At 38.6% G+C, this 25,143-nt stretch carries 22 protein-coding genes and 1 other annotated feature; of the genes, 21 read left to right on the forward strand and 1 reads right to left on the reverse strand.

Annotated features, from left to right (window positions below):
- The first annotated feature begins 31 nt into the window (after positions 1 to 31).
- The 11 genes from ftsZ (at position 32) to ileS (ending at position 10,723) form a co-directional block, all read left to right on the forward strand.
- On the forward strand, positions 32 to 1,201 hold the full coding sequence (gene ftsZ, locus ACIQXW_RS00355; protein ID WP_340825983.1) for a cell division protein FtsZ: 1,170 nt from the start codon (positions 32 to 34) through the stop codon (positions 1,199 to 1,201).
- Between the two features lie 201 nt (positions 1,202 to 1,402).
- Complete coding sequence (locus ACIQXW_RS00360; protein ID WP_402759337.1) at positions 1,403 to 2,236, forward strand: sigma-E processing peptidase SpoIIGA; 834 nt, start codon at positions 1,403 to 1,405, stop codon at positions 2,234 to 2,236.
- A gap of 13 nt (positions 2,237 to 2,249) precedes the next feature.
- On the forward strand, positions 2,250 to 2,957 hold the full coding sequence (gene sigE, locus ACIQXW_RS00365; protein ID WP_024362133.1) for an RNA polymerase sporulation sigma factor SigE: 708 nt from the start codon (positions 2,250 to 2,252) through the stop codon (positions 2,955 to 2,957).
- A gap of 114 nt (positions 2,958 to 3,071) precedes the next feature.
- The gene (gene sigG / locus ACIQXW_RS00370) at positions 3,072 to 3,845 is read left to right on the forward strand and encodes an RNA polymerase sporulation sigma factor SigG (protein WP_024362132.1); all 774 of its coding nucleotides are present in this window, start codon (positions 3,072 to 3,074) and stop codon (positions 3,843 to 3,845) included.
- A 176-nt stretch (positions 3,846 to 4,021) separates the two neighbouring features.
- Positions 4,022 to 4,258 carry a YlmC/YmxH family sporulation protein gene (locus ACIQXW_RS00375; protein WP_173477847.1) on the forward strand — a complete coding sequence of 79 codons (237 nt, stop codon included), beginning with the start codon at positions 4,022 to 4,024 and terminating at the stop codon, positions 4,256 to 4,258.
- A gap of 173 nt (positions 4,259 to 4,431) precedes the next feature.
- Positions 4,432 to 5,136, forward strand: coding sequence for a YggS family pyridoxal phosphate-dependent enzyme (locus tag ACIQXW_RS00380; RefSeq protein ID WP_402759340.1), 705 nt, complete (start codon positions 4,432 to 4,434; stop codon positions 5,134 to 5,136).
- Positions 5,120 to 5,614 carry a cell division protein SepF gene (locus tag ACIQXW_RS00385; RefSeq protein ID WP_340825978.1) on the forward strand — a complete coding sequence of 165 codons (495 nt, stop codon included), beginning with the start codon at positions 5,120 to 5,122 and terminating at the stop codon, positions 5,612 to 5,614. Before ACIQXW_RS00380 ends, ACIQXW_RS00385 begins: the two co-directional genes overlap by 17 nt.
- A 20-nt stretch (positions 5,615 to 5,634) precedes the next feature.
- Positions 5,635 to 5,913 (forward strand): YggT family protein, encoded by a 279-nt coding sequence (locus tag ACIQXW_RS00390; RefSeq protein ID WP_340825977.1) that lies wholly within the window; start codon positions 5,635 to 5,637, stop codon positions 5,911 to 5,913.
- Positions 5,914 to 6,017: 104 nt separating this feature from the next.
- Entirely contained in the window at positions 6,018 to 6,806 is a 789-nt protein-coding gene (locus tag ACIQXW_RS00395; RefSeq protein ID WP_340825976.1) for a YlmH family RNA-binding protein, read from the forward strand.
- A gap of 95 nt (positions 6,807 to 6,901) precedes the next feature.
- Complete coding sequence (locus ACIQXW_RS00400; RefSeq protein ID WP_340825975.1) at positions 6,902 to 7,426, forward strand: DivIVA domain-containing protein; 525 nt, start codon at positions 6,902 to 6,904, stop codon at positions 7,424 to 7,426.
- Between the two features lie 105 nt (positions 7,427 to 7,531).
- Positions 7,532 to 7,754: a binding site (T-box leader), on the forward strand.
- 200 nt (positions 7,755 to 7,954) lie between these two features.
- Complete coding sequence (ileS, locus tag ACIQXW_RS00405) at positions 7,955 to 10,723, forward strand: isoleucine--tRNA ligase (protein ID WP_402759342.1); 2,769 nt, start codon at positions 7,955 to 7,957, stop codon at positions 10,721 to 10,723.
- A 179-nt stretch (positions 10,724 to 10,902) separates the two neighbouring features.
- Here ileS and ACIQXW_RS00410 read toward each other — a convergent pair whose 3' ends face one another.
- Positions 10,903 to 12,081, reverse strand: coding sequence for an AraC family transcriptional regulator (locus ACIQXW_RS00410; protein WP_402759344.1), 1,179 nt, complete (start codon positions 12,079 to 12,081; stop codon positions 10,903 to 10,905).
- Positions 12,082 to 12,326: 245 nt separating this feature from the next.
- On the opposite strand from ACIQXW_RS00410, the gene ACIQXW_RS00415 reads away from it, so the two are divergent.
- The 10 genes from ACIQXW_RS00415 (at position 12,327) to carB (ending at position 25,143) form a co-directional block, all read left to right on the forward strand.
- A complete protein-coding gene (locus ACIQXW_RS00415) occupies positions 12,327 to 12,656 on the forward strand; it encodes a DUF485 domain-containing protein (protein WP_401020475.1) in 330 nt (109 codons plus the stop codon).
- Between the two features lie 22 nt (positions 12,657 to 12,678).
- Entirely contained in the window at positions 12,679 to 14,247 is a 1,569-nt protein-coding gene (locus ACIQXW_RS00420) for a sodium/solute symporter (RefSeq protein WP_340825969.1), read from the forward strand.
- Between the two features lie 640 nt (positions 14,248 to 14,887).
- Positions 14,888 to 15,367: a signal peptidase II gene (gene lspA, locus ACIQXW_RS00425; RefSeq protein ID WP_340825968.1), complete on the forward strand. Its 480-nt coding sequence runs from the start codon at positions 14,888 to 14,890 to the stop codon at positions 15,365 to 15,367.
- Positions 15,364 to 16,275, forward strand: coding sequence for an RluA family pseudouridine synthase (locus tag ACIQXW_RS00430; protein WP_340825967.1), 912 nt, complete (start codon positions 15,364 to 15,366; stop codon positions 16,273 to 16,275). The genes lspA and ACIQXW_RS00430 overlap by 4 nt, the downstream gene beginning before the upstream one ends.
- Before the next feature lie 340 nt (positions 16,276 to 16,615).
- Entirely contained in the window at positions 16,616 to 17,158 is a 543-nt protein-coding gene (pyrR, locus tag ACIQXW_RS00435; protein WP_340825966.1) for a bifunctional pyr operon transcriptional regulator/uracil phosphoribosyltransferase PyrR, read from the forward strand.
- Positions 17,159 to 17,178: 20 nt separating this feature from the next.
- Positions 17,179 to 18,489, forward strand: coding sequence for a solute carrier family 23 protein (locus ACIQXW_RS00440; RefSeq protein ID WP_402759347.1), 1,311 nt, complete (start codon positions 17,179 to 17,181; stop codon positions 18,487 to 18,489).
- Between the two features lie 206 nt (positions 18,490 to 18,695).
- On the forward strand, positions 18,696 to 19,574 hold the full coding sequence (locus ACIQXW_RS00445) for an aspartate carbamoyltransferase catalytic subunit (protein ID WP_340825963.1): 879 nt from the start codon (positions 18,696 to 18,698) through the stop codon (positions 19,572 to 19,574).
- Position 19,575: 1 nt separating this feature from the next.
- Positions 19,576 to 20,853 (forward strand): dihydroorotase, encoded by a 1,278-nt coding sequence (locus ACIQXW_RS00450; protein ID WP_401020471.1) that lies wholly within the window; start codon positions 19,576 to 19,578, stop codon positions 20,851 to 20,853.
- On the forward strand, positions 20,853 to 21,953 hold the full coding sequence (gene carA, locus ACIQXW_RS00455) for a glutamine-hydrolyzing carbamoyl-phosphate synthase small subunit (protein ID WP_340825961.1): 1,101 nt from the start codon (positions 20,853 to 20,855) through the stop codon (positions 21,951 to 21,953). The genes ACIQXW_RS00450 and carA overlap by 1 nt, the downstream gene beginning before the upstream one ends.
- Positions 21,946 to 25,143 (forward strand): carbamoyl-phosphate synthase large subunit, encoded by a 3,198-nt coding sequence (carB, locus tag ACIQXW_RS00460; RefSeq protein WP_401020467.1) that lies wholly within the window; start codon positions 21,946 to 21,948, stop codon positions 25,141 to 25,143. Before carA ends, carB begins: the two co-directional genes overlap by 8 nt.

A 25,143-nucleotide genomic window follows, 5' to 3' on the forward strand; every position in this document is an offset into this window, starting at 1 on the left:
CAGAGTCGAGTTACCGTGGGAGGAAAAAAGAATGTTAGAATTTGATACAAGTGTTGATCAACTTGCAGTTATAAAAGTCATTGGTGTGGGTGGTGGCGGTAACAACGCTGTTAACCGAATGATAGAGCATGGTGTACAAGGTGTTGATTTTATCGCAGTAAACACAGATTCACAGGCTTTGAATTTATCGAAAGCAGAAATTAAGCTACAAATCGGTACAAAACTTACGCGTGGTTTAGGAGCAGGAGCTAATCCAGAAGTAGGGAAAAAAGCGGCTGAAGAAAGTCGTGAACAATTAGAAGAAGTATTACGCGGTGCGGATATGGTATTCGTAACAGCTGGAATGGGTGGAGGCACAGGTACTGGTGCTGCACCAGTTATCGCCCAAATTGCACGTGATTTAGGCTCACTAACAGTTGGTGTTGTAACACGACCTTTTACTTTTGAAGGGCGAAAGCGACAAACACAGGCAATTGGTGGTATTGGTGGCATGAAAGAAGCTGTCGATACATTAATCGTCATTCCGAACGACAAGCTATTACAAATTGTCGACAAATCGACTCCGATGCTAGAAGCTTTCCGTGAAGCGGATAACGTTTTACGTCAAGGTGTACAAGGTATTTCGGATTTAATCGCAACACCAGGTCTGATTAACCTAGACTTTGCTGACGTAAAAACAATTATGTCTAACAAAGGTTCTGCATTAATGGGTATCGGTATTGCGACAGGCGAAAATCGTGCAGCAGAAGCTGCTAAAAAAGCAATTTCAAGCCCATTACTTGAATCATCAATTGATGGTGCTAAAGGTGTCTTGATGAACATTACAGGTGGCTCTAACCTAAGTTTATTTGAAGTACAAGAAGCGGCAGATATCGTTGCATCGGCTTCGGATGAAGAAGTTAACATGATTTTCGGTTCGGTTATTAACGAAAATTTAAAAGATGAGATCATTGTAACTGTTATTGCGACTGGTTTCACAGAAGAGTCGTTACAACAACACCGAGGAAATACGCGTCCAGGCATTAACAGCATTAATAATAATCGACAAGCTGCTCCTCAACAACAAGCACCTATTCGTGAGCAGCGTCAAGAGGTACATGTTCAGCAAGAACAACCACAGCGCCAAAGTCAGCAAAATTATGGACAAGATGACATGTTAGAAGTACCTGCATTTTTACGTAACCGTAAAAATCGCGGATAATAAAAACTCGTATTTTACATATGTAAAATACGAGTTTTTTTAGGTGCCTGACACGCAAACAATTCTGAATTGTTTGCGTGTCAGGCACTTTTTGTGTAAGGAAACGAAGTTTTTTGTCAAAACATTTTAAGGAAATCATGCGATTGTTTGACAATATTTGTGGCGCTGGCGTGCTAACTTTGTAAGTAGGAGGCGGCTGTTATGTATGGAGAATGGCTGGTGCTCATTAATACGCTTTATAATCTAGCAATATTGACGTTTACAGCAAAAGTTACAGGCGTTTATGTAAAGAATACGAGATTATTAATGAGTTCAATTATTAGTAGTTTAATAGCTGTAATCGGTGGTCAAATGCTGCTTACGATTGTGCTAAGCTTTATTGTACTAATTGGTCTAGCTTTTCGCTTTAAACTTCGAAGCTTTCAAAAGCAAGGTCCTATTGTACTGACCGCAACGATTGTTATTGGCGGACTGTTAACAGCATTACAACCGTATTTAAAGAATCTTTCTGTCATTCACTTTATTGTACTTTGCTTATTGCTGGCATTTGGTAATCTCCTTATATTTTATAAGCAATGGGGATTTGTAAAGCTGGAGCGTGTAAGTGGACAGTTTGTATTTCAAACGACCTTAAAGGTTTTTGATGAAGTTATCCCACTTTCGGCATTTGTTGATACAGGAAATCAATGTATTGAGCCACTGTCGGGGAAACCTGTTCATTTCGTTTCGTATTCAGCGCTACGACCTTATTTACCAGCAACAATTCGAGATGCACTATCGCAATGGCAAGAAACAGATCCTTACGATGTATCAATGTTTTCAGTAGATTATCAGCGTCTTATTCGATTTATTCATGTCAATACTGTGCAACAACAAACTGTTGTCTTAGGCTTTCGCTTTGATGAATTGCATATTAAAGGAGAGTCATCACAAGTAAAAACAAATGAATATATCGTTTTAACAAAAAAAGCTAAAAATTTTCCGCATAGCACAGCAGCAATTTTACATTTTTCAGCGCTTTCAAATAACTCATAGAGGGGGAGAACTATTGCTTCTTAGGCTACTTGCTAGCTTGAAAAAATTATGGGGTAAGTTTCGGAGTCGTGAAACGTACTATATAGGGGGAAATGATTCATTGCCAGTGCCACTAAGTCGAGAAGAAGAAGTCACAGTCATTGCATCCTTTATGAACGGAGATTTACGAGCTAGAGATACACTTATTGAACGTAATTTACGTCTTGTTGTTTATATTGCTAGACGTTTTGATAATACGGGTACGCCGATTGAAGATTTAATTAGTATTGGTTCAATTGGCTTAATAAAGGCGATTGAAACGTTCAATACCGATAAAAATATTAAACTTGCAACGTATGCATCACGTTGTATTGAAAATGAAATTTTGATGCATTTACGTAAAACAAGTCGCATGAAGGGTGAAGTTTCACTAGATGAACCACTAAATTCTGATGCAGATGGAAATGAGTTACTATTGTCTGATATTTTAGGGACAGAGGAACATATTATTCTAGATAATGTTGAAAAGAAAATCGAACGTCAGCATATGTTCCATGCCATTAATTTATTAGGTGCACGTGAACGATACATTATGGAATGTCGTTTCGGATTAAACGGTAAAATTGAAATGACGCAAAAAGAAGTAGCAGATCATTTAGGAATTTCGCAATCATATATTTCAAGGTTAGAAAAGAAAATTATACAAGATTTACGAGAAAATTTGAATCAGCCAATATCTTAGATAGGGAAATTTATCCTACCTAAAATTGGTCACATTTTTTCTGCATATTCTCGATTCTGTCGGACAAACTGATGTAACGGTTTAGTCAGAGAATAACATCCGGAGGAATCGAATATGCGAACAAAAGTAGATCTTTGCGGCTTAGATACATCGACTTTGCCAATTTTAAAGCACGAAGAAATGAAGGAACTCTTCATTCGATTACAAGCAGGAGAAACAGAGATTCGGGAAGAGCTTGTAATGTGTAATTTAAGGTTAGTGCTAAGTATTGTCGGACGATTTGCCTACAGGGGTGAACAGGCAGATGATTTATTTCAGGTAGGCTGTATTGGCCTCATGAAAGCCATTGATCATTTCGATTTGAAGCATAATGTACGATTTTCAACATATGCTGTACCAATGATCATTGGTGAAATTCGTCGCCATCTGCGTGATCATCATGCACTACGTGTTTCTCGTTCTCTTAGAGATATTGCGTATAAGGCGATGCAGGCAAAAGAGCAATGGATAACCGATAATTTGCGAGAACCAACGATTGAAGAAATCGCAGAAATGATTGACATGAAAAAGGAAGATGTATTATTTGCTTTAGATGCCATTCAAGACCCAGTTTCATTACAAGAACCCATTTATGCAGACGGTGGAGACGCTGTTTATATGATGGACCAATTACGTGATGATGATGTATCAGAAGATCAATGGGTTGCCTACGTGTCAGTGAAGGAAAGCTTACAAAAGTTAGATGTACGTCAGCAGATGATTGTAGCGAAGCGTTTTTATTATGGTGAGACACAAACTGAAATTGCAAAAGAATTAGGGATTTCCCAAGCGCAAATTTCACGTCTAGAAAAAAATGCCATTGAAACAATGCAGAAAGATTATAAGTAAGTAGACAATGCGCACCCGAAACTTCGGTGCGCATTTTATCTTCATTGCGTTAGTGCGAACATGAAGATAGCGGTCATAGATTTTTATGAGCTATACAGCAATTAATCAATAAGCATTGTAATTGTTTTAGCTCAACATAAAACACAATGGTAATTGATTTAGTAGGAGGGATACAGATGCGTTTCTCGATGTTACAGCAAAAAGAAGTAATAGAAGCAGGGAATGGACGTTTTTTAGGCTTTGTTGTAGATGCAGAAGTATCAAAAGAAACGGGCTATGTAACGGCATTTATGATTGCAGAGCCACGAAAATATCTAGGGTTTTTTAGAGGAGAAGAATCAATAAGAAAAGTGTATATGAAAGATGTTCTTGTAGTCGGAAAGGATGTCATTCTAGTAAAGGCATTATCGTAGAATCATAGCATTTGTGCTGCTCGCTCATATTTTTCGAACAGTAAGACTGTAGCCCCTCATTCCGCGTGAGCAGCGTAAATGTATCAGCATTTTTATAGGTCAGGCTATTCATTGATAAATGAACAGTTGCTTGTTACAATAAAGGAAACTAAGTTGTAAAGTTGGGAAAAACAGTGACGAAAATCTTAACAAATTTAGACAAAATTAATAATCAAATACAAGCAGCACAACATCGTTCAAATCGTGAGGCAACTAATGTTCAAATTATTGCTGTTACGAAAGAGGTTTCCGTTGAGAGAACACAAGAAGCAATTGATGCAGGGCTTATACATTTAGGTGAAAATCGTCCTGAAGGCTTAAAACAAAAAATTGAAGCCATTCAAGCAAATGTACACTGGCATTATATTGGATCATTACAAACTCGAAAAGTAAAACAAGTTATTAACGAAATTGATTACTTACATTCCTTAGATCGTCTAAGCTTAGCTGAAGAAATTGAAAAAAGAGCAACAAAAACGGTAAAATGTTTTGTACAAGTTAATGTGTCAGGTGAAGAATCAAAACATGGTTTAACAGCAAAAGACGCAGTAACTTTTATTGAATCTTTACAAGACTTCACGAAAATTCAAGTTGTAGGTTTAATGACAATGGCACCAAATACAGAGGACGAAACAATTATTCGCTCTGTTTTTAAGCAATTAAAACAATGTCAACAGCAAATAGCCGAACGAGGATTCGCACACGCACCTTGTACCGAGTTATCAATGGGCATGTCTAATGACTTTGAAATAGCGGTAGAGGAAGGAGCTACATTCGTTCGAGTCGGAACGGCTCTTGTTGGAAATGAAAGAGGGGAACAGGATGAGCATGAAAAATAAAATTAAAAACTTCTTTTATCTTGAAGAAGACCTAGAAGAAGAAATCACGCAAGCTCCTATTCAGCAACAACCCGTGCAACAACAACCGATTCATGCAGCTAAACCATCTAAAAAGGTTATCAAAGAACGTAAGGCACAAATTCATGAAATTGTACCGCAAAGTACAAATGCTAATAATAATATTGTTAGTTTACAAGCAGCTATGAATACAAAAGGTGCAAAGGTTGTATTGGTAGAACCGAGAGTTTATGCAGAGGCTCAGGATATCGCAGAAAACTTAAAAAACAAAAGAGCAACAATTGTTAATCTGCAACGTATTGAAAGAGAGCAAGGTATACGAATTATCGATTTTTTAAGCGGTACAGTCTATGCGCTAGGTGGAGACATTCAACGTATAGGCAAAGATATATTCTTATGCACACCAGATAATGTAGAAGTGTCTGGCGAAATTTCAAATTTTATTTTAGACGATAATTAATAGCGAGGATTGTAGTTTATATGACTTTTTATATAATTTTGCATTATTTGGATTTAGCATTTACTGTGTACTCATTTATGCTAGTAGCATATGTTTTAATGTCTTGGGTACCAGCTGCTCAAAGTTCAGCAATTGGCCGTTTTCTTGAAAGAATGTGTGATCCATACTTAGGGCTTTTCAGAAAAATCATTCCTCCTATTGGCATGATTGATATTTCTCCGATTGTGGCAATATTCATGTTGAATTTTATTAAAAATGGGCTTTTTATTGTGATTCAAAAAATATTCTTTATGTTTTAGTCAGAATCCTCACAATTAGTGGGGATTTTTTGTGTAAAAAGGGAATACTAGACATACATAAACTAGTAGTTTCAAATGGATGAGGTAGATGGGGTGAACGATAGATGGAGCATTTAATACAACATTTTAGGAAGGACGAGCAGCCTTTTATTGAGCAGGTAGTAAGTTGGCAACGCGAGGTGGAAGACCGCTATGCTCCGAAACTTACAGATTTTTTAGATCCAAGGCAGCGTTTTATCGTGATGTCTATCATTGCGCAAAATAATATGCTTCAAACGACAAGCGATGGCTTGTTTCATGAGGCAGAACGTCAACGTATGCTTATTTTCCCAACGTATTTCGAACCGCAAGAGGACGATTATCAGCTTACAGTATTTACAATTCACTATCCTGCAAGATTTGTCCAATTGCGCCACCCAGATGTGCTCGGTGCCCTATTATCATTAGGCTTAGACAGAGCTAAATTCGGAGATATTCGGGTGAATGAGCAGCAAGTGCAGTTTGTAGTCGCTGAAGAGGTCGCAGATTATGTACGCCTTCATTTAACAGGGATTGGGAAGGTTAAAGTGCATGTAGAATCTATTAAAGAGTCACAAGCGCTTATTGAAAATGAAGATGACTGGCAGGAAGAATCTCATACCGTTACTTCTATGCGTTTGGATGTCATTATTGCAACGGTATTAAAAGTGTCTCGTCAAAAAGCGCAAGCTCTTATTAGCGGAAAAAAAGTGCGTGTAAACTGGACTGAGCGAGATAGTGTTGCTTTTGAATGTCAAGAAGGTGATATTTTATCAGTACGAGGTAGTGGTCGTGTGAAAATAATAATGACAGAAGGCCGAACAAAGAAAGATAAAATTCGTTTGCAAATCGGTCGTTTGACCCAAAAAGGGTAAAAAACATGTAATTTCTATTTATTTTTACTGCTAAGTTGTTAGAACAATTGTATAATAGGAATTACGAATGTACATGTAAAGGAGAGAAGGATCGTATGCCATTATCACCTATTGATATACATAATAAGGAGTTTACAAAATCTTTCAGGGGATATGCTGAAGATGAAGTAAATGAATTTTTAGATCAAATTATTAAAGATTATGAAAAATTACTCCGTGAAAAAAAAGATGTCGATAAGCAGCTGGAAATGGCTTTAGAGCAAGCGAGACATTTTAATTCTTTAGAGGAAACATTACAAAAATCAATTGTTGTCGCTCAAGAGGCAGCAGATGAGGTACGAAGAAACTCACAAAAAGAAGCAAAGCTTATTGTGAAAGAAGCCGAAAAAAATGCTGATCGCATTGTTAATGAGGCATTAACGAAAGCACGTAAAGTAACTATAGAAATAGATGAGCTGAAAAAGCAGTCAAAAGTTTTCCGCAATCGATTTAAAATGCTTGTAGAAGCACAATTGGATTTACTTAATGCAGACGATTGGGATCATTTATTGCAATATGATATTGATTTAACAGAAATTCAGTCTTCTGTTGAGGAAGCCCAAGAATCAGAAGAAATCTAAATAGTCCATTGAAAAAGTGACGTAGTCATGTAATGAATATGACTTGACGCCATACATGGATTTCCATATACTATTGTAATAGTAATTAAATAAGAACAGATATGCATATAGGCAGAGACGAAGACAGTATTTGTTAGGTGTAGTAAAGCGATTTGGGGATAGTGTGAGCCCAGACAAGCAAATAACAAAGAAAATCACTTCTGAGCTAAATAACTGAACGTTTAGTAAGTTATTTCGGAGCGCACAACGTTAACGTGCTTTCAAGCGGTAGTACAATTATGTACTACAACTAGGGTGGTACCGCGAGTTCAAGCTTCTCGTCCCTTACAGGGATTGAGGGGCTTTTTTTGTTGTTAATGGATTGTTTTGCGTGTCACTAGGAAAGTATAGCAAAAAGGTGTAATTTAAATGATTGGCACAAGTTGTGTTCTGTTTACCTTTGCTTGGGACTTACAAAAATCTGTCGAATGTAATCAAATGCTTAGCAATTGTTCTCTGTTTGCAAAAAAATAAAGGAGGAATTAACAAATGGTTGAATATAAAGAAACGTTACTAATGCCGAAAACAGATTTTCCAATGCGCGGAAATTTACCAGCGAATGAACCAAAAATGCAAGAAAAATGGAATGAGATGGACATCAATAAACTACAAATGGAGCGTACAGCAGGTCGCCCTGAATATGTTCTACATGATGGCCCTCCATATGCAAATGGTGATATCCATATTGGTCACGCCTTAAATAAAGTGCTGAAAGATATGATCACACGTCATCGCTCAATGACAGGTTTCCATGTCAACTATATTCCTGGATGGGATACACATGGTTTACCAATCGAGCAAGCTTTAACGAACAAAGGTGTAAAACGTAAAGAAATGTCTATTGCTGAATTCCGCGAGCTTTGCGAAAAATATGCATATGAACAAATCGATAATCAGCGTGAGCAATTCCGTCGTTTAGGTATTCGTGGTGATTGGGAAAACCCATATATTACGTTAAAACCAGAATTTGAAGCACGACAAATTGAAGTGTTCGGTAAAATGGCTGAAAAAGGCTATATTTATAAAGGCTTAAAACCAGTGTATTGGTCACCATCTTCAGAATCTGCATTAGCAGAGGCTGAAATTGAATATAAAGATGTAAAATCAGCTTCTATTTATGTTAGCTTTGCGATCAAAGATGCAAAAGGTGTTGTCCCAGCTGATGCGAAATTTATTATTTGGACTACTACACCTTGGACATTACCAGCGAACTTAGGGATTTCTTTAAATCCAGAATACATTTATGTTGTTGTTGCAGTAGCGGATAAAAAATTCATTATTGCGAAAGAATTGCTTGAAACAGTTGCAAAAGAGCTTGATTGGGAAACTTATGAAGTTATCCAAGAAGTAAAAGGAGAAGCATTAGATCGCATTGTAGCACAACATCCATTCTACGACCGTGAGTCCCTTGTAATGGTCGGTGAACACGTTACTGCTGAGGCGGGTACTGGCTGTGTTCATACTGCTCCAGGACACGGTGAAGATGACTATCAAATTGGTAAGTTATACGGTTTACCAATTCTAAGTCCAGTGGATAACAGTGGTTGTTATACTGACGAAGCACCAGGCTTTGAAGGTGTTTTCTACAATGATGCAAACAAAATGGTTACTGCTAAATTAGAAGAAGTTGGCGCATTAGAAAAACTAAACTTCTTTACGCACTCTTATCCACATGACTGGCGTACAAAAAAACCAGTAATTTATCGTGCTACACCACAATGGTTTGCGTCAATCGATGCTTTCCGTGATGAATTATTAGAAGCGGTAAAATCGACAACATTCACACCTTCTTGGGGCGAAACACGTCTTTATAATATGATTCGTGATCGTGGAGACTGGGTTATTTCTCGTCAACGTGCATGGGGTGTACCAATTCCAATTTTCTATGCTGAAAATGGTGAGCCGATTATTACGCCAGAAACAATTGCACGTATTTCTACATTATTCCGTGAGCATGGATCAAATATTTGGTTCCAAATGACGGCTAAAGAATTATTACCAGAAGGCTTTACACATCCAGGTAGTCCAAATGGTGAATTCACGAAAGAAAACGACATTATGGACGTATGGTTTGACTCAGGATCATCTCACCAAGGTGTGCTAGTTGAACGTGGTATGAAATATCCAGCTGATCTTTACTTAGAAGGATCTGACCAACATCGTGGTTGGTTTAACTCGTCGTTAATTACGTCTGTGGCGATTAATGGCTATGCACCATATAAAGGTCTATTAACGCATGGTTTCGTTCTAGATGGCGATGGTCGCAAAATGAGTAAATCACTAGGAAATGTAATTATTCCACAAAAGGTAATGGATCAATACGGTGCTGATATTTTACGTCTATGGGTAGCTTCTGTAGATTATACTGCTGATGTTCGTATTTCAATGGATATGTTAAAGCAAGTATCTGAAGTTTACCGTAAAATCCGTAATACATTCCGTTTCTTACACGGCAATGTAGCTGATTTCAATCCATTGAAAGACCGTGTACCATATGCGGATTTACGTGAAATGGATCAATACATTTACATGCGTCTACAAGATGTATTAAAAACAGTTCGTAGCGCTTATGATCGTTATGATTTTGCTGCTGTCTACCATGCAGTTAATAACTTTGTTGCTGTAGAACTATCTTCATTCTACTTAGACATCGCAAAAGACGTTGTTTATATTGAAGGTCATGACAATCACGATCGTCGTGCAATGCAAACGGTTATTTACGATACATTAATGACATTAGTAAAAATCATGACACCAATCATTCCACATACAACAGATGAAGTTTGGTCTTATTTACACGCACAAGGTGTTGTCGAAGAGGTATCAGTTCAATTAACGGATTTCCCATCTGTAGTTGAGCAAGCAAACTTCGATGAGTTACGTGAAAAATGGGAAACAATTATCGATGTACGTGATGATATTTTAAAAGCATTAGAAGAAGCTCGAAATGCTAAAACAATCGGTAAGTCTCTTGAAGCGAAAGTAACAGTTTATGCAAAACCAGAAGTATTAGCATTATTGAATGATGCAAACATTGATTTTGCTCAGCTTTCAATCGTTTCTGCTTTTGAAGTAGCACCAATTGAATCAGCTCCTGCTGAAGCGCTAGCTTTAGAACATGTATCAATTGTTGTTGAAAAAGCAACAGGTGAGAAATGTGAGCGTTGTTGGTCAATTTCTGCAACAGTTGGAACAAATGAAGAGCAACCAACAGTATGTGCTCGTTGTGCAGAAGTTGTTGAAAAGTATTACGTATAAAATTTCATGAAATAAAAATGAGTAGTCGATGATGAAATCGACTGCTCATTTTTTATATGAATGGATAGCTGTGAACATACCGATCTAAAGTTAAGTACGATAGTGGAAAGTAACGTTGAATAGGAAGTAAGCGAGGGTGTCTGCACGAAGCTGTTTTGAAAACCGAGCATTCAGGATACTTACTTAAACAATATTTCGATTGTATTGCGGTAGTCAGTTGGAGAAATTCCTACATATTTTTTAAATGTAAGACTGTAATAATTGGGTGTATTAAAGCCAGAACTTGCTGAAATTTTTTCAATAGTGTAGTCAAATTTCCGTAAATAAGGGAGTGTTTTAATTATGCGAGTATACGCTACATAATCAACAAAATTACGACCAGTCTCTTTTTTAAATAAGCGACTAAAGTGAGTAGGACTAAAATTAATTGATTTAGCGACATCACTAATAATTAGTTGCTCATCATAATGGTCCTCAATATATTGAATAGCCTTTTGTAGCTGTTCATGCTTCGTTAAGTCCTCATAAAATCGTATATGAATATTATCTACAGGTGGCTTTCTACGTGCTTTTCTAGCCTGACTGTAGGATTCTTTAACTTGCAAAGATTGCAAAAACACACCACCAATTCCTATAAAAAGGTGGATATTATAATCTCTTTTTAAAAGCTCGATAACGGTCAATAAAGTGGTGACACCATCTGACCAATGTTTAAATGATGTATACGTATGAGGAATCCGCATCAGCAATAATAAGTAACGCTCGAAATTTAAAAAGGACATGGGTGCTTTGTCCGAAAAATGCTGACGAAAGACTTTGGTAATTACACTACTTGCATCGTACAGTATCGGTCGGTTTTGCTGAGCATCTACATAGCCTTGGATTAAAAAAATGATATTTGGAATACAGTCAGTTGATAAAAATGAAGAAGCTTGGACAATTTCCTGTTCGTTATTAATTTCTCCCCGTATGAGTCGTCTCAAAAAAGCTTCGCGAAATGGTGACGTATGATTGTGTGGGATTTGTTGTGATAGCTCAAGCATCGTAACGGTACTTGCTTGCTGATCTTTATAGGATGTATAAAGCTTTTTTACAATTCGTAAAAATTTTTGTTTTTGCAAAGGTTTAATAAGAAGTGCTAGTAAATTTAATTCAATGGCAATACCTGCTGAATAGGTTAAGTGTACTGCAACAATAGGGACAATAATACTATTAGGATAATTTTTCTTTAATCGTTTGACCTTAACCCAATCAAATAAATGGTTAATTTCATAGACGAAAATCGCCACCTCTTGTGTACTCGGTTGTGTACATTCAGTAAATGTATTTGGGAGAAACTCTTCTAGCCATCCTATCATTTGCTGTTTTTCAATTGAATTCTCAACGTACCATACGACGCTTAAAATGCTAAACAGCCCCTTTCTAAAATCAAAAAATAAAAAGAAGATTGATAAAAGTATTTTAACTTAAAATAGCAATATTTTGTACTAATACAGCAAAATATTGTACCTATATTATTAGAAAAATAGAATAGAATAGTTGTAGTGAATAATAATTTGAAATTTCAGATAATTATTCACCTAGACTAAAGGGGGTTAGTAATATGGCGGGGAGTCATGATTATGAGTATGTGGAAGCTGGAACTGTGGATGTCAGAGAGTTGCCACCGTTAGATCCGACGACGCATAAAATTATGAAGGATGAGTTTACTACAGGCTTTAGCTTAACGGTATTTTATTTTATTTTAATTTTTAGTATCCCAGTAATGAATTGGTTTGCTCCTGAAATTGCATTTAAGAAAGTATGGGGAGGCATGACTGTAACATGGTTTGTCACGACAATTGTCATGATGGTGATGGCATTTGTTATTGCATTTGTCCATACGACTTTGTATGAAAAGCGCTTGAAAAAATATGAAATGTCAAATAAGTAGTTCACTAAAGGGGGTAGGTTGAATGATTGAGACGATTTTAGAACCTAAAATGTTGCTGACAATTGCACTAATGGGAACCATTGTGTACATTACGTATTTAACGAAAAAAAATACAACGGCATCTGATTTCTTCGTTGGGGGACGGAGCTTTGGATGGTTTACGAATGGATCAGCTATTGGGGGAGACTACTTAAGTGCAGCTACATTTTTAGGGATTGCTGGTTTAACATTTCAGCTAGGCTATGATGGTGCCTATTATGCATTTTGCTTCTCAATTGGCTTGACGCTATTAGCCATTTTTGTTGCTGGGCCATTAAGACGTTTTGGAGCATTTACTGTGGCAGACTTTTTAGCCTATCGCTTCCATAGTAGACGAGCTCGTTTAGCTGCAGTAATTGTTGTTTTAGCGATTTCAGGCTTCTATGCGGCGCCACAGCTGTTAGGAGCAGCACAAATATTAAGTATGTTTTTTGGTACATCCTATGAATTCGGTATTATCTTTACATGTGTAGTGATGATTTTCTACGTAGGAATAGGCGGAATGAAAGGGACGACAATTAACCAAGCATTAGAGCTTTGGATTCGTCTAGGAGCATTCATTGTAATGCTAGTTGCAGCAATGTATGGGGGCTTGCATTACGATAAAATTTTAGCAGCCATCAATTCCTTTAATGGTCCGATTACAGGTACATCACCTTATGCATTGGATGGTAGTGATATCAATTTTGATGGTGCGGCATGGACAGGGACAGGCTTTTATTTCCCGACGTTTTGGCAAACGATAAGTATGACAATCGGTTTGGCGCTAGGTACTATTGGATTACCGCATATTTTATTGCGTTTTTATACGAATCCAAGTGCTAAGGCTGCCCGTAAATCCGCTTTGATGGCCATCGGAATTGCCAGTACGTTCTTCTTGTTAGCAGTATTTTTAGGCGTTGTTGGCCGTGCTATTTTCATTTCAGGTAGTGCAAGTGAAGAAGTGATGAGAGATTTAGTACTTGGTGGCAATAACATGGTTATTCCAACAACTGCGCTTGCCTTAGGAGGCGATTGGCTTCTCGGTCTTGTTATTGCAGGGGCATTCGCTGCAATCTTCTCTAATTTATCAGGACTATTCATTACAAGCTCGGGCGCATTAGCACATGATTTATACGCTAGCTTTATGAAAAAAGATATTACGCAAAAACAGCGAGTAGTTGCCGGAAAAGTAGCCATTGTTATTTTAGGTATTCTTTATGGTGGACTAGGTTTACTCGTTAAGGATGCATCGATCGGTCATTTAGTCGCTTTAGCATTTACGGTTGCTGCGAGTACATTTACACCGATTTTTATATTAGGTATTTGGTGGAGAGGTATGACAGAAAAAGGAGCTATTGCTGGATTGGTGATTGGCCTTGTTGTGTCCATGTGGATGATTTTCTTACCAGGAACACTGCCGAGTTTCCTACAATTTAAAATCCCAGGTATTGTAACAGTACCAGTAGGTTTCCTTTCTGTCATTATTGTGTCATTGTTAGATCGTAAAGTACCTGCTGATGTAAATGATTTTATGAAGCGCGTACACTCGAAAGAATCTGAAACTGCATAAGTCCTGATACAACTTTCACTATTTAGTAATAGATTGTAACAAGCATAGATGGTAGATTAACTCAAAGAAGTTTGAGTTGGTCTACTGTCTTTTTATTTTGGGTCAATCAATTAATGCTTCTTTTAAAGTAATGTGTCCGCAATCGTCTATTGGACTATGTAAAGTTGGATATTTTTCACGAGGCAAGTCCCAACACGGATACTTTTGTGAGGAAACTCAAAAAGAGTTATCATCACCTCATGTATTTTTTAGGAGCAGTTTATTTTATTAGCAGGCGATACTAGACTGGAAGGCGCGACACTCCTGCAGGAACAGCACGAGAGGGAAATCCATTTTTGCGGCAGAAGCCGCAAAAATTAGTTGGAGCCGTGCCTGCGGAAAGGGAGCGTCTAGAACGGAAATCAACGGCTTCCTATTTTGCGTAGAAGACGTCTGAAATAGGGGACAACTTATTGAACTTTTTTTGGACAAGGCATGGCGTTTATGTGATTTTATTGACTGAACGATTGATTAAGCACTCCGATTATTACTTTTGGACCGCAGCCTTGTGTTTCCGTCATATTTTCATGTTATATTAGTTATTGCTATATAAGCTCTTATGGTAGAATAGGTTAGATGTTGAGTGATCGGAGGAATAGCTGTGTATAAATATTATGGATTGGCCGCTTTTGTGATTATTTTAGATCAATGGACAAAATGGCTAATTGTGAAAAATATGGAGTTTGGTGAGCGCATTTCCGTATGGGATCCATGGTTTGGCATTTTATCTCATCGTAATAGAGGGGCAGCATGGGGAATGCTTGAGGGGCAAATGTGGTTGTTTTCTATTGTAACAATAGGCGTTATTTGTGCCATCATTTACTTTTATCACAAAGAAGCAAAGGGCAAGCCTCTTTTTCAAGTGGGTTTAATGCTTTTATTGGGCGGCGCCATTGGTAACTTTATTGACCGTTTATTTAGAGGAGAAGTAGTAGATTTTGTCGACGTATTAATCCCTATTATGAATTACGATTTCCCAATTTTTAATATTGCGGATGCAGCATTAACAATTGCCGTTGTCGTATTAATGATTGGTTTAATCGCCGAAGATAAAAAAGAAAAGAAACAGGTGAAACAATGACGCAAGTATTATATACAATCGAAGAACAACAGCAAGGAGAGCGCATTGACAAAGCGATTTCAAGTATACAGACAGAGTGGTCTCGTACACAAATTAGCAATTGGATTACAGAAGGAATTGTCAAAGTAAATAGTGAGACAGTTAAAGCGAAATATAAGGTAAAAGCAGGCGATGTTGTAGAAATCATCGTGCCAGAAGCAGAGCCATTAGATGTAATTGCTGAAAACCTAGCACTTGAAATTGTTTATGAGGATGCAGATGTGCTCGTTGTTAACAAACCAAAGGGTATGGTTGTCCATCCAGCACCTGGTCATATGGCAGGTACACTTGTAAATGGTTTAATGTATCACTGTAAAGATTTATCGGGCATTAATGGTATTTTACGCCCAGGTATAGTACACCGTATCGATAAAGATACATCCGGTTTACTGATGGTAGCAAAAAATGATGTTGCGCATGAATCATTAGTCGATCAACTTGTTAAAAAAACAGTAACGCGTAAATATACAGCTCTTGTTCATGGACATATTGCACATGATAAAGGGACAATTGACGCACCGATTGGTCGTGACCAAAAGGATCGTCAAAAACAAGCAGTCGTTGATAAAGGTAAACATGCAGTAACGCACTTCCAAGTTATTGAACGTCTCGGTGAATACACACTAGTAGAATGTCGTCTTGAAACGGGCCGTACACACCAAATTCGTGTGCATATGAATTATATTGGATTCCCTCTTGTTGGTGATCCAAAATATGGACCGAGAAAGACAATTGATTTTGGTGGACAAGTATTACATGCAGGAGTTTTAGGATTCAATCATCCTACAACAGGCGAATATATGGAGTTTGAAGCACCACTTCCTGTTGATTATGTACAATTATTAGATGAATTACGAAATAAGGATTGACGAATATTTAAAGAAGGTCTATACTAACGAAAGTGAATGAATGACTTTAACTTAATATTCACCTTTAATGGCAGTCCAGAGAGGCTGAGAAGGTACATGTGAACGTGTTGCTAAAATTTGTGCTGCAAATTTTTCCGACATGCTATTTAAACACGTACTCAACCCTCTCAGGCTATTCGCCTCGAGAGGTTTTTTTATGCCGTTGTAATGATGCTTTACCACTTAGGAAGCATCCCGTAACAATTCGATTGTGCTAAACAGCTTACCAGAGGTAATACTCTAATAAAAGTTGCGCATAATGGACAACACTGAAAATAGATACAAGAGAGGAGGACAAAAGATGTCAAAAAATGAGCTATTAGATGGGCCATCTATGACAAGAGCATTAACACGTATTGCACATGAAATTATTGAACGTAATAAAGGCATTGATGAATGTATTTTAGTTGGTATAAAAACGCGCGGTGCCTTTCTAGCGAGACGCTTAGCGGAGCGTATCGAAAAAATAGAAGGTAAAGCCATTCGTACAGGGGAGCTTGACATTACTCTTTACCGAGATGATTTATCGACAAAGCATGAAAATGAGCAAGCTCATGTCGAGCAAGTGGATATCAATTATGTAGTTGCCAACCAAAAAATTATTTTAGTCGATGATGTACTATATACAGGCCGAACAGTCCGTGCTGCATTAGATGCCATAATGGACTTAGGACGACCAGCACAAATTCAACTGGCAGTGTTGATTGATCGAGGACACCGAGAGCTACCAATTCGAGCTGACTATGTTGGAAAAAATGTTCCGACATCTGGCACAGAGCGCATCGTTGTCAATTTAACTGAAGTCGATGGTGAAGATTGCGTCATTATTTATAAAGAAGACTAACTATAAAGTGAGGAAATGTTATGTCAAAGGCAGTATTAGATGTAAATGACAAACCGACCCCAGTCCAATTGGTGACATTAAGTTTCCAACATATGTTTGCCATGTTTGGGTCAACGATTTTAGTACCACAGCTTGTAGGCCTTAGCCCTGCAATTGCCCTTTTAACAAGCGGAATTGCAACATTGTTCTTCCTATTAATAACGAAGTTTCAAGTACCAGCATATTTAGGCTCATCGTTTGCCTTTATCGCACCAATTTTACTTGCCGCAGGCGGTTTAGATGACAATGGCTTAAGTGTCAACCCAGGTAACGCCATGATAGGGGCAATGGCCGTCGGTGTAACCTACGGCATTGTGTCACTCATCATTTGGAAGAGCGGCTATAAATGGATTATGAAAATCCTTCCTCCAATCGTAGTAGGCCCTGTTATTATGGTTATCGGCCTTGGCTTATCAGGAACAGCGGTGGGCATGGCAATGAATGTTGATGGAGAATATAACTTACTGCATTTCTCAGCAGCACTTGTCACACTATTTACAGCCATTATTTTTACAATCTTCTTTAAGGGGATTTTAAGTACAATGCCGATATTAATCGGCCTGATCGTTGGCTATGTTTACTCCATTTTAATCGGTATCGTCAACTTCGAACCGATTAAAGAGGCAAAGATGTTTGCAGTACCACATTTCATCATTCCTGGTGTAGATTATGACTTTACGATTACATCAACGATTTTACTAGCGATGGTACCGATTGTCATTGTAACAATTTCAGAGCATATCGGTCACCAGCTCGTGCTAGGAAAAGTAGTGAATCGCGATTATATTAAAGAACCAGGCTTACATCGTTCATTACTAGGTGATGGCTTTGGGACATTAGTTAGTGCATTCATTGGTGGTCCACCAAAAACAACGTACGGTGAAAACATCGGTGTTCTTGCTATCACACGAGTTTACAGTGTGTATGTAATAGCAGGAGCGGCAGTAGTAGCGATTTTCCTGTCATTCTTCGGGAAAGCAATGGCAGTGATTGCAACAATTCCAACAGCTGTTCTTGGCGGAGTTTCCATTCTGCTGTTCGGTATCATCGCTTCAAGCGGTCTCCGTATGTTAGTAGACAATCATGTCGACTTTGGCAACAGCCGCAACCTAGTGATTGCCTCTGTTATTCTAGTAATAGGTATCGGCGGTGCGAAATTTATCGTCACAGAATCACTAAGTTTAGAAGGTATGGCATTAGCAGCGATTATCGGAGTTGTGCTAAATGCGGTTTTACCTGGTAAAAAAGAAGCCGATATACCAGTACCTTACAATCAAAATAATAATTCATAGTAGTACCTTTTAATGAATTGTCCAGAGAGGCAAAAAAAGGGAAGTAGTGGACAAGCGATAAGTAGGCATAGAGCTTACTATAGTTTGTCACGCCTCCTTATGCCTCGCTGATGACATCAGCGGGGCTTTTACATTATTTAGACACTTAAATAATGAAGAACGTCATACATAGACGTTCATGACACACAATCTAATGGAGGTACATGATGAAGAACTTATTATCAATGGAACATTTAACAACTGAAGAGATTAGCAGCATTTTACATCGTGCGCAGGCTTTTGAAAATGGCGAAACATCATCGTTATCTCGTGCTTACAACGTTGCAAACTTATTTTTTGAACCGAGTACTCGAACGAAAACAAGTTTTGAGATGGCAGAGCGGAAAGTTGGCTGTACTGTAATCCCGTTTGACGCAAGCTTTTCAAGTGTGACAAAGGGTGAAACAATGTACGATACAGTCAAAACATTAGAAATGATTGGCATAGATGCGGTCGTTATCCGAGCACAAGAAGATGAATATTATAACGAGCTACTAGAAGGCATTAATGTTGCAGTTATAAACGCAGGAGATGGCGCTGGTCAACATCCATCACAATCATTGCTGGATTTGTACACGATAAAAAAAGAGTTTGGTTCTTTTGAAGGGTTAAATATCACAATCGCTGGGGATATATCTCATAGTCGCGTTGCGAAATCAAATGCTTCGGCGTTACAACGACTAGGAGCAAATGTGCATTTTCTTTGCCCAGAAGATTGGGCAGGGGATTTTAAAGCACATCATTCTTGGGACGATTTAATCGAAATAAGCGATGTTATTATGTTACTTCGTGTACAACATGAACGTCATAAAGTAAATAAAAGCTTCTCAAAAGAAAGCTATCATGAAGAGTACGGATTGACAGTGGAACGTGAGAAGAAAATGAAGGAAAAGGCAATTATTATGCATCCAGCGCCAGTTAACCGTGATGTAGAAATTGCATCAGAGCTAGTCGAAAGCGAACGTTCTCGAATTTTTGATCAAGTTCGCAATGGTGTATATACGCGCATGGCAATTATTGAAACGATTTTACAAGGGAGAGAATAACATGACAAAAGTACTTCAAAATGTGCAAATGTTAAATGAACAAGGTGAACTGCATACAGTGAATATCGCCATGGTAGATGGCAAAATTACTGCCATTGGACAAGATGTCAATGTAGCTGGTGCGGAAATTATCGAAGGAAACGGTTTAGTTGTTGCTCCAGGCTTTGTAGATGTGCACACACATTTGCGTGAGCCAGGCTTTGAACATAAAGAAACAATTGCCACAGGCTCTGCATCTGCAGCAAAAGGTGGTTTTACAACGATTTGTGCAATGCCAAATACGAAACCAGTGCCTGACACTGTAGAAAATATGCAACTAATTAACGGTCTTATTCAAGAAAGCGCAGTGATTCGCGTACTGCCATATGGCTCATTAACACAAGACATTTCAGGTGAAGTTCGTACGGATATCGCGGAATTAAAAGCTCATGGTGCTGTAGCATTTTCAGACGATGGTGTAGGAATCCAATTAGCATCGACGATGTATGAACAAATGCAGGATGCGGCAAAGCATAACGTGGTTGTTGTAGCACACTGTGAAGATAATTCATTAATTTATGATGGTGTCATGCATGAAGGCAAGCGCAATAAAGAACTAGGACTACCGGGTATTCCATCCATTTGTGAATCTGTTCAAATTGCGCGCGATGTTCTTCTTGCAGAAGCTGCGGGCGCACGCTACCATGTGTGCCACGTATCAACAAAAGAATCTGTGCGTGCAGTACGTGATGCAAAAGCTGCAGGTATTCGTGTCACTGCTGAAGTTTGTCCACACCACTTATTACTTGAAGAGATGGACATTCCATCCGATGATGCTAACTGGAAAATGAACCCACCATTACGCGGTGCAGACGATAAAGATTCTCTACACGCAGCACTACTTGATGGCACAATCGACTGCATCGCAACAGATCATGCACCACATACAATAGAAGAAAAATGTTGTGGTATGGTTGGCGCACCGTTCGGCATCGTCGGCTTTGAAACAGCATTCCCACTGTTGTATACACAATTTGTTGAGACAGGGAAATGGACTTTAAAGCAATTGATAGATTGGATGACTGTGAAAGCAGCACAAATTTTCGACTTACCATATGGAACGTTACAAGTTGGTGCATCAGCGGACATGGTTTTAATTGATGTAAAGAAAGAACAAACTATTGATGCAGAAGGTTTTGTATCAAAAGGTCGCAATACACCTTTCAATGGTTGGGTCGCAAAAGGTTGGCCAGTAATAACAATTTTTGAAGGTAATATCGTATACCAGGAGGCAGAGTAATGAAAAAACGTTTACTTATTTTAGAAGATGGCACAGTATTTACAGGCACAGCGTTCGGTAGCGAGCGAGCTTCACAAGGTGAGGTCGTATTCACAACAGGGATGACAGGATATCAAGAAACGATTTCAGACCCTTCATTCTACGGACAAATCGTAACGTTAACATACCCACTTATCGGTAACTACGGTATTAACCGTGATGATTTCGAATCAATCACACCAGCAATTCGTGGATTTGTAGTCCGCGAACTAGCAAAAACACCATCAAACTTCAGATGTGATTTAACAGTTGATGAATATTTAACATCAAAGGATATCCCAGGGATTGAAGGGATTGATACACGTAAATTAACACGCATTATTCGTAGCAAAGGATCTGTTAAAGCGATTTTAACTGCGGCTGACGAAGAAGTGAATGTAGAAGAAATCGTCGCAAAACTACAAGCGACACCAGCGATTACGCATCATGTTCGCGAAGTAACGCCAAAGGCTGCTTATCCATCACCAGGTCGTGGTAAACGAGTAGTATTAATTGACTACGGTATGAAGCATGGTATTCTTCGTGAATTAAATAAACGTGATTGTGATGTACTAGTCGTACCTTACAACACACCAGCAGCAGAAATTTTAGCATGGCATCCGGATGGTATTATGCTGTCAAACGGCCCAGGAAATCCTGAAGACGTTGCAGAAGGTATCGAAACGGTACGCAATTTAATCGGAAAAGTGCCAATGTTCGGTATTTGCTTAGGTCATCAAATCTTCTCATTAGCGAGTGGCGCGAAGTCATTTAAATTACCATTCGGTCACCGCGGAGGTAACCACCCGGTAAAAGATTTACGCACAGGTCGTACAGACATAACATCTCAAAACCATGGCTATGCAATCGATATTGAGTCATTAAAAGATACAGATTTAGAATTAACACATGTCGCATTAAATGATGGTACTTGTGAAGGTGTACGTCATAAGAAATATCCGATTTTCACAGTACAATATCACCCAGAAGCATCACCAGGACCAGAAGATTCAAACCACTTATTTGATGAATTCATTGAAATGATGGAAGTAGAAGCAGGGAAGGGGAAACAACATGCCTAAACGTACAGATATAGAAACTATTTTAGTAATCGGGTCTGGCCCAATCGTCATCGGACAAGCAGCAGAATTTGACTATGCAGGAACACAAGCTTGTCTTTCATTAAAAGAAGAAGGCTACCGCGTTATTTTAATAAACTCAAACCCTGCAACAATTATGACAGATACTGAAATTGCAGACAAAGTTTACATTGAGCCCATCACACTAGAATTTGTATCACGCATTTTACGTAAAGAACGTCCAGATGCAATCCTACCAACACTAGGTGGTCAAACAGGTTTAAATATGGCAATCGAGTTAGACAACTCAGGTATTTTAAATGAACTAAATATCGAAATTCTTGGTACAAAACTAGATGCTATCCATAAAGCAGAAGACCGTGATTTATTCCGTAACTTAATGTACGAACTAGGTGCACCAGTACCGGAATCAGACATTATTCATAACTTAGATGAAGCGAAAAACTTTGTCGCAAAAATCGGTTACCCAGTAATCGTACGTCCTGCATTCACACTTGGTGGTACAGGCGGCGGTATTTGCTACAACGATCAAGACCTAGAGGAAATCGTCACATCAGGTTTAAAATATTCGCCAGTTACACAATGTTTACTTGAAAAATCAATCGCTGGCTTGAAAGAGATTGAATATGAAGTAATGCGTGATGCAGCTGACAATGCGATCGTTGTTTGTAACATGGAAAATGTCGATCCAGTAGGTATTCATACAGGTGACTCAATCGTAGTAGCACCAACACAAACACTTTCTGACCGTGAAAACCAAATGTTACGTAATATCTCATTAGATATTATTCGCGCACTAAAAATTGAAGGTGGCTGTAACGTACAGTTAGCCCTTGATCCATATAGCTTCAACTACTATGTAATCGAAGTAAACCCACGTGTATCTCGTTCATCTGCATTAGCATCAAAAGCAACGGGTTACCCAATCGCGAAACTGGCAGCAAAAATTGCAGTAGGCTTAACGTTAGATGAAATTAAAAATCCAGTGACAGGTTCAACGTATGCTTGCTTCGAGCCAGCACTAGACTATATCGTAGCAAAAATTCCACGCTGGCCTTTCGATAAATTCGAATCTGCAAAACGTAACCTAGGCACACAAATGAAGGCTACTGGGGAAGTTATGGCGCTTGGTCGTACGTTCGAGGAAGCGATGCTAAAAGCTGTCCGTTCTCTTGAAACAGGTCAAGTTCATCTAGAGCTGAAACATGCTGAAGATAACTCTGATTCTTGGATTGAAAAACGCATCCGTAAAGCAGGCGATGAACGCTTATTCTTCATCGGAGAAGCATTGCGCCGTGGTGTAACAATCGAACAAATTCATGAATGGTCTGCAATCGACTTATTCTTCTTAAATAAATTCAAAAACATTGTAGATATGGAGCAAACACTTGCTGACCATAAAAACGATAAAGAAGTATTACGTACTGCAAAACGTCTAGGCTTTGCAGATAAAAAAATTGCTGAGCTTTGGGATACAACGCCAGAAGCAATCTATGCATACCGTAAAGAAAACGGTATTATCCCTGTCTATAAAATGGTGGACACATGTGCGGCAGAGTTCGAATCAGAAACACCTTATTTCTACGGCACTTATGAGGAAGAAAATGAATCAATCAAGTCTGAAAAACCATCTGTTATCGTATTAGGCTCAGGTCCAATCCGTATCGGTCAAGGGGTAGAGTTCGATTACGCTACAGTGCACTCAGTTTGGGCTATCCAAGAAGCAGGCTATGAAGCAATTATTATTAACTCAAACCCAGAAACAGTATCAACAGACTTCTCGATTTCAGATAAGTTATACTTCGAGCCATTAACGATTGAAGACGTAATGCACATTATCGATTTAGAACAACCAATTGGCGTAGTTGTACAATTTGGCGGTCAAACAGCTATAAACTTAGCTGATAAAATAGCTGCAAATGGTGTGAAAATTTTAGGTACATCGCTAGAAGACATCGATCGTGCTGAAAATCGTGATAAATTTGAACAAGCTTTACATGCATTAGACATTCCACAGCCTCCAGGTGAAACGGCTGTATCAACAGAAGAAGCGCTTGTGATTGGTAAACGCTTAGGCTTCCCAGTGCTAGTACGCCCTTCATATGTACTTGGTGGACGTGCAATGGAAATTGTTTATAACGAAGAAGAATTACAACATTATATGGAGAATGCTGTTGAGGCTTCACCTGACCACCCAGTTTTAGTTGACCGTTACTTAACGGGTCAAGAAATTGAGGTAGATGCGATTTGTGACGGTGAAAATGTATTAATCCCAGGTATTATGGAACATATCGAACGTGCAGGGGTACACTCTGGTGACTCGATTTCTGTATACCCACCACAAAAATTAACACAAGCGCAAAAAGATACTTTAGTCGATTACACGACTCGTCTAGCAAAAGGACTTGGCATCATCGGCTTAATGAACATCCAATATGTAATTTCACAAGGTGAAGTGTATGTGATTGAGGTAAACCCTCGCTCATCTCGTACAGTACCGTTCTTAAGTAAAATTACGAACATTCCAATGGCTAACATTGCAACGAAAGCGATTCTTGGTAAATCAATCGTAGAGCAAGGCTATCCAACTGGCTTAGCGGCAGAGCAAAAAGGTGTGTTTGTTAAAGTGCCAGTATTCTCATTCGCAAAATTACGCCGTGTGGACATCACATTAGGACCTGAAATGAAATCAACAGGGGAAGTAATGGGTAAAGATGCAACATTAGAAAAAGCCCTTTACAAAGGCTTAGTTGCAGCTGGCATGGAAATTCGTACAGAAGGCACAGTATTATTCACTGTATCTGACAAGGATAAAGAAGAAGCAATTGCACTTGCAAAACGTTTTTCAACAGTTGGCTACCGCATTGTAGCGACAGAAGGTACAGCACAAGCGTTTGAAGCAGCTGGCGTTCGTACAGATGTAGTAGGTAAAATCGGTGCAAAAGGACAAACGTTACTAGACTTAATTCAAAATGGTGAAGCTCAGTTAGTAGTCAACACATTAACAAAAGGCAAGCAACCAGCTCGTGATGGATTCCGAATTCGTCGTGAGTCTGTAGAAAATGGTGTACCTTGCTTAACGTCATTAGATACAGCAGAAGCAATGCTTCGTGTAATTGAATCAATGACATTTACAGCAGAACAAATGCCGAAAGCGGAGGTAGTACATTAA

Source organism: Lysinibacillus sp. NPDC097162, assembly GCF_044762185.1.
Classification (GTDB): domain Bacteria; phylum Bacillota; class Bacilli; order Bacillales_A; family Planococcaceae; genus Lysinibacillus.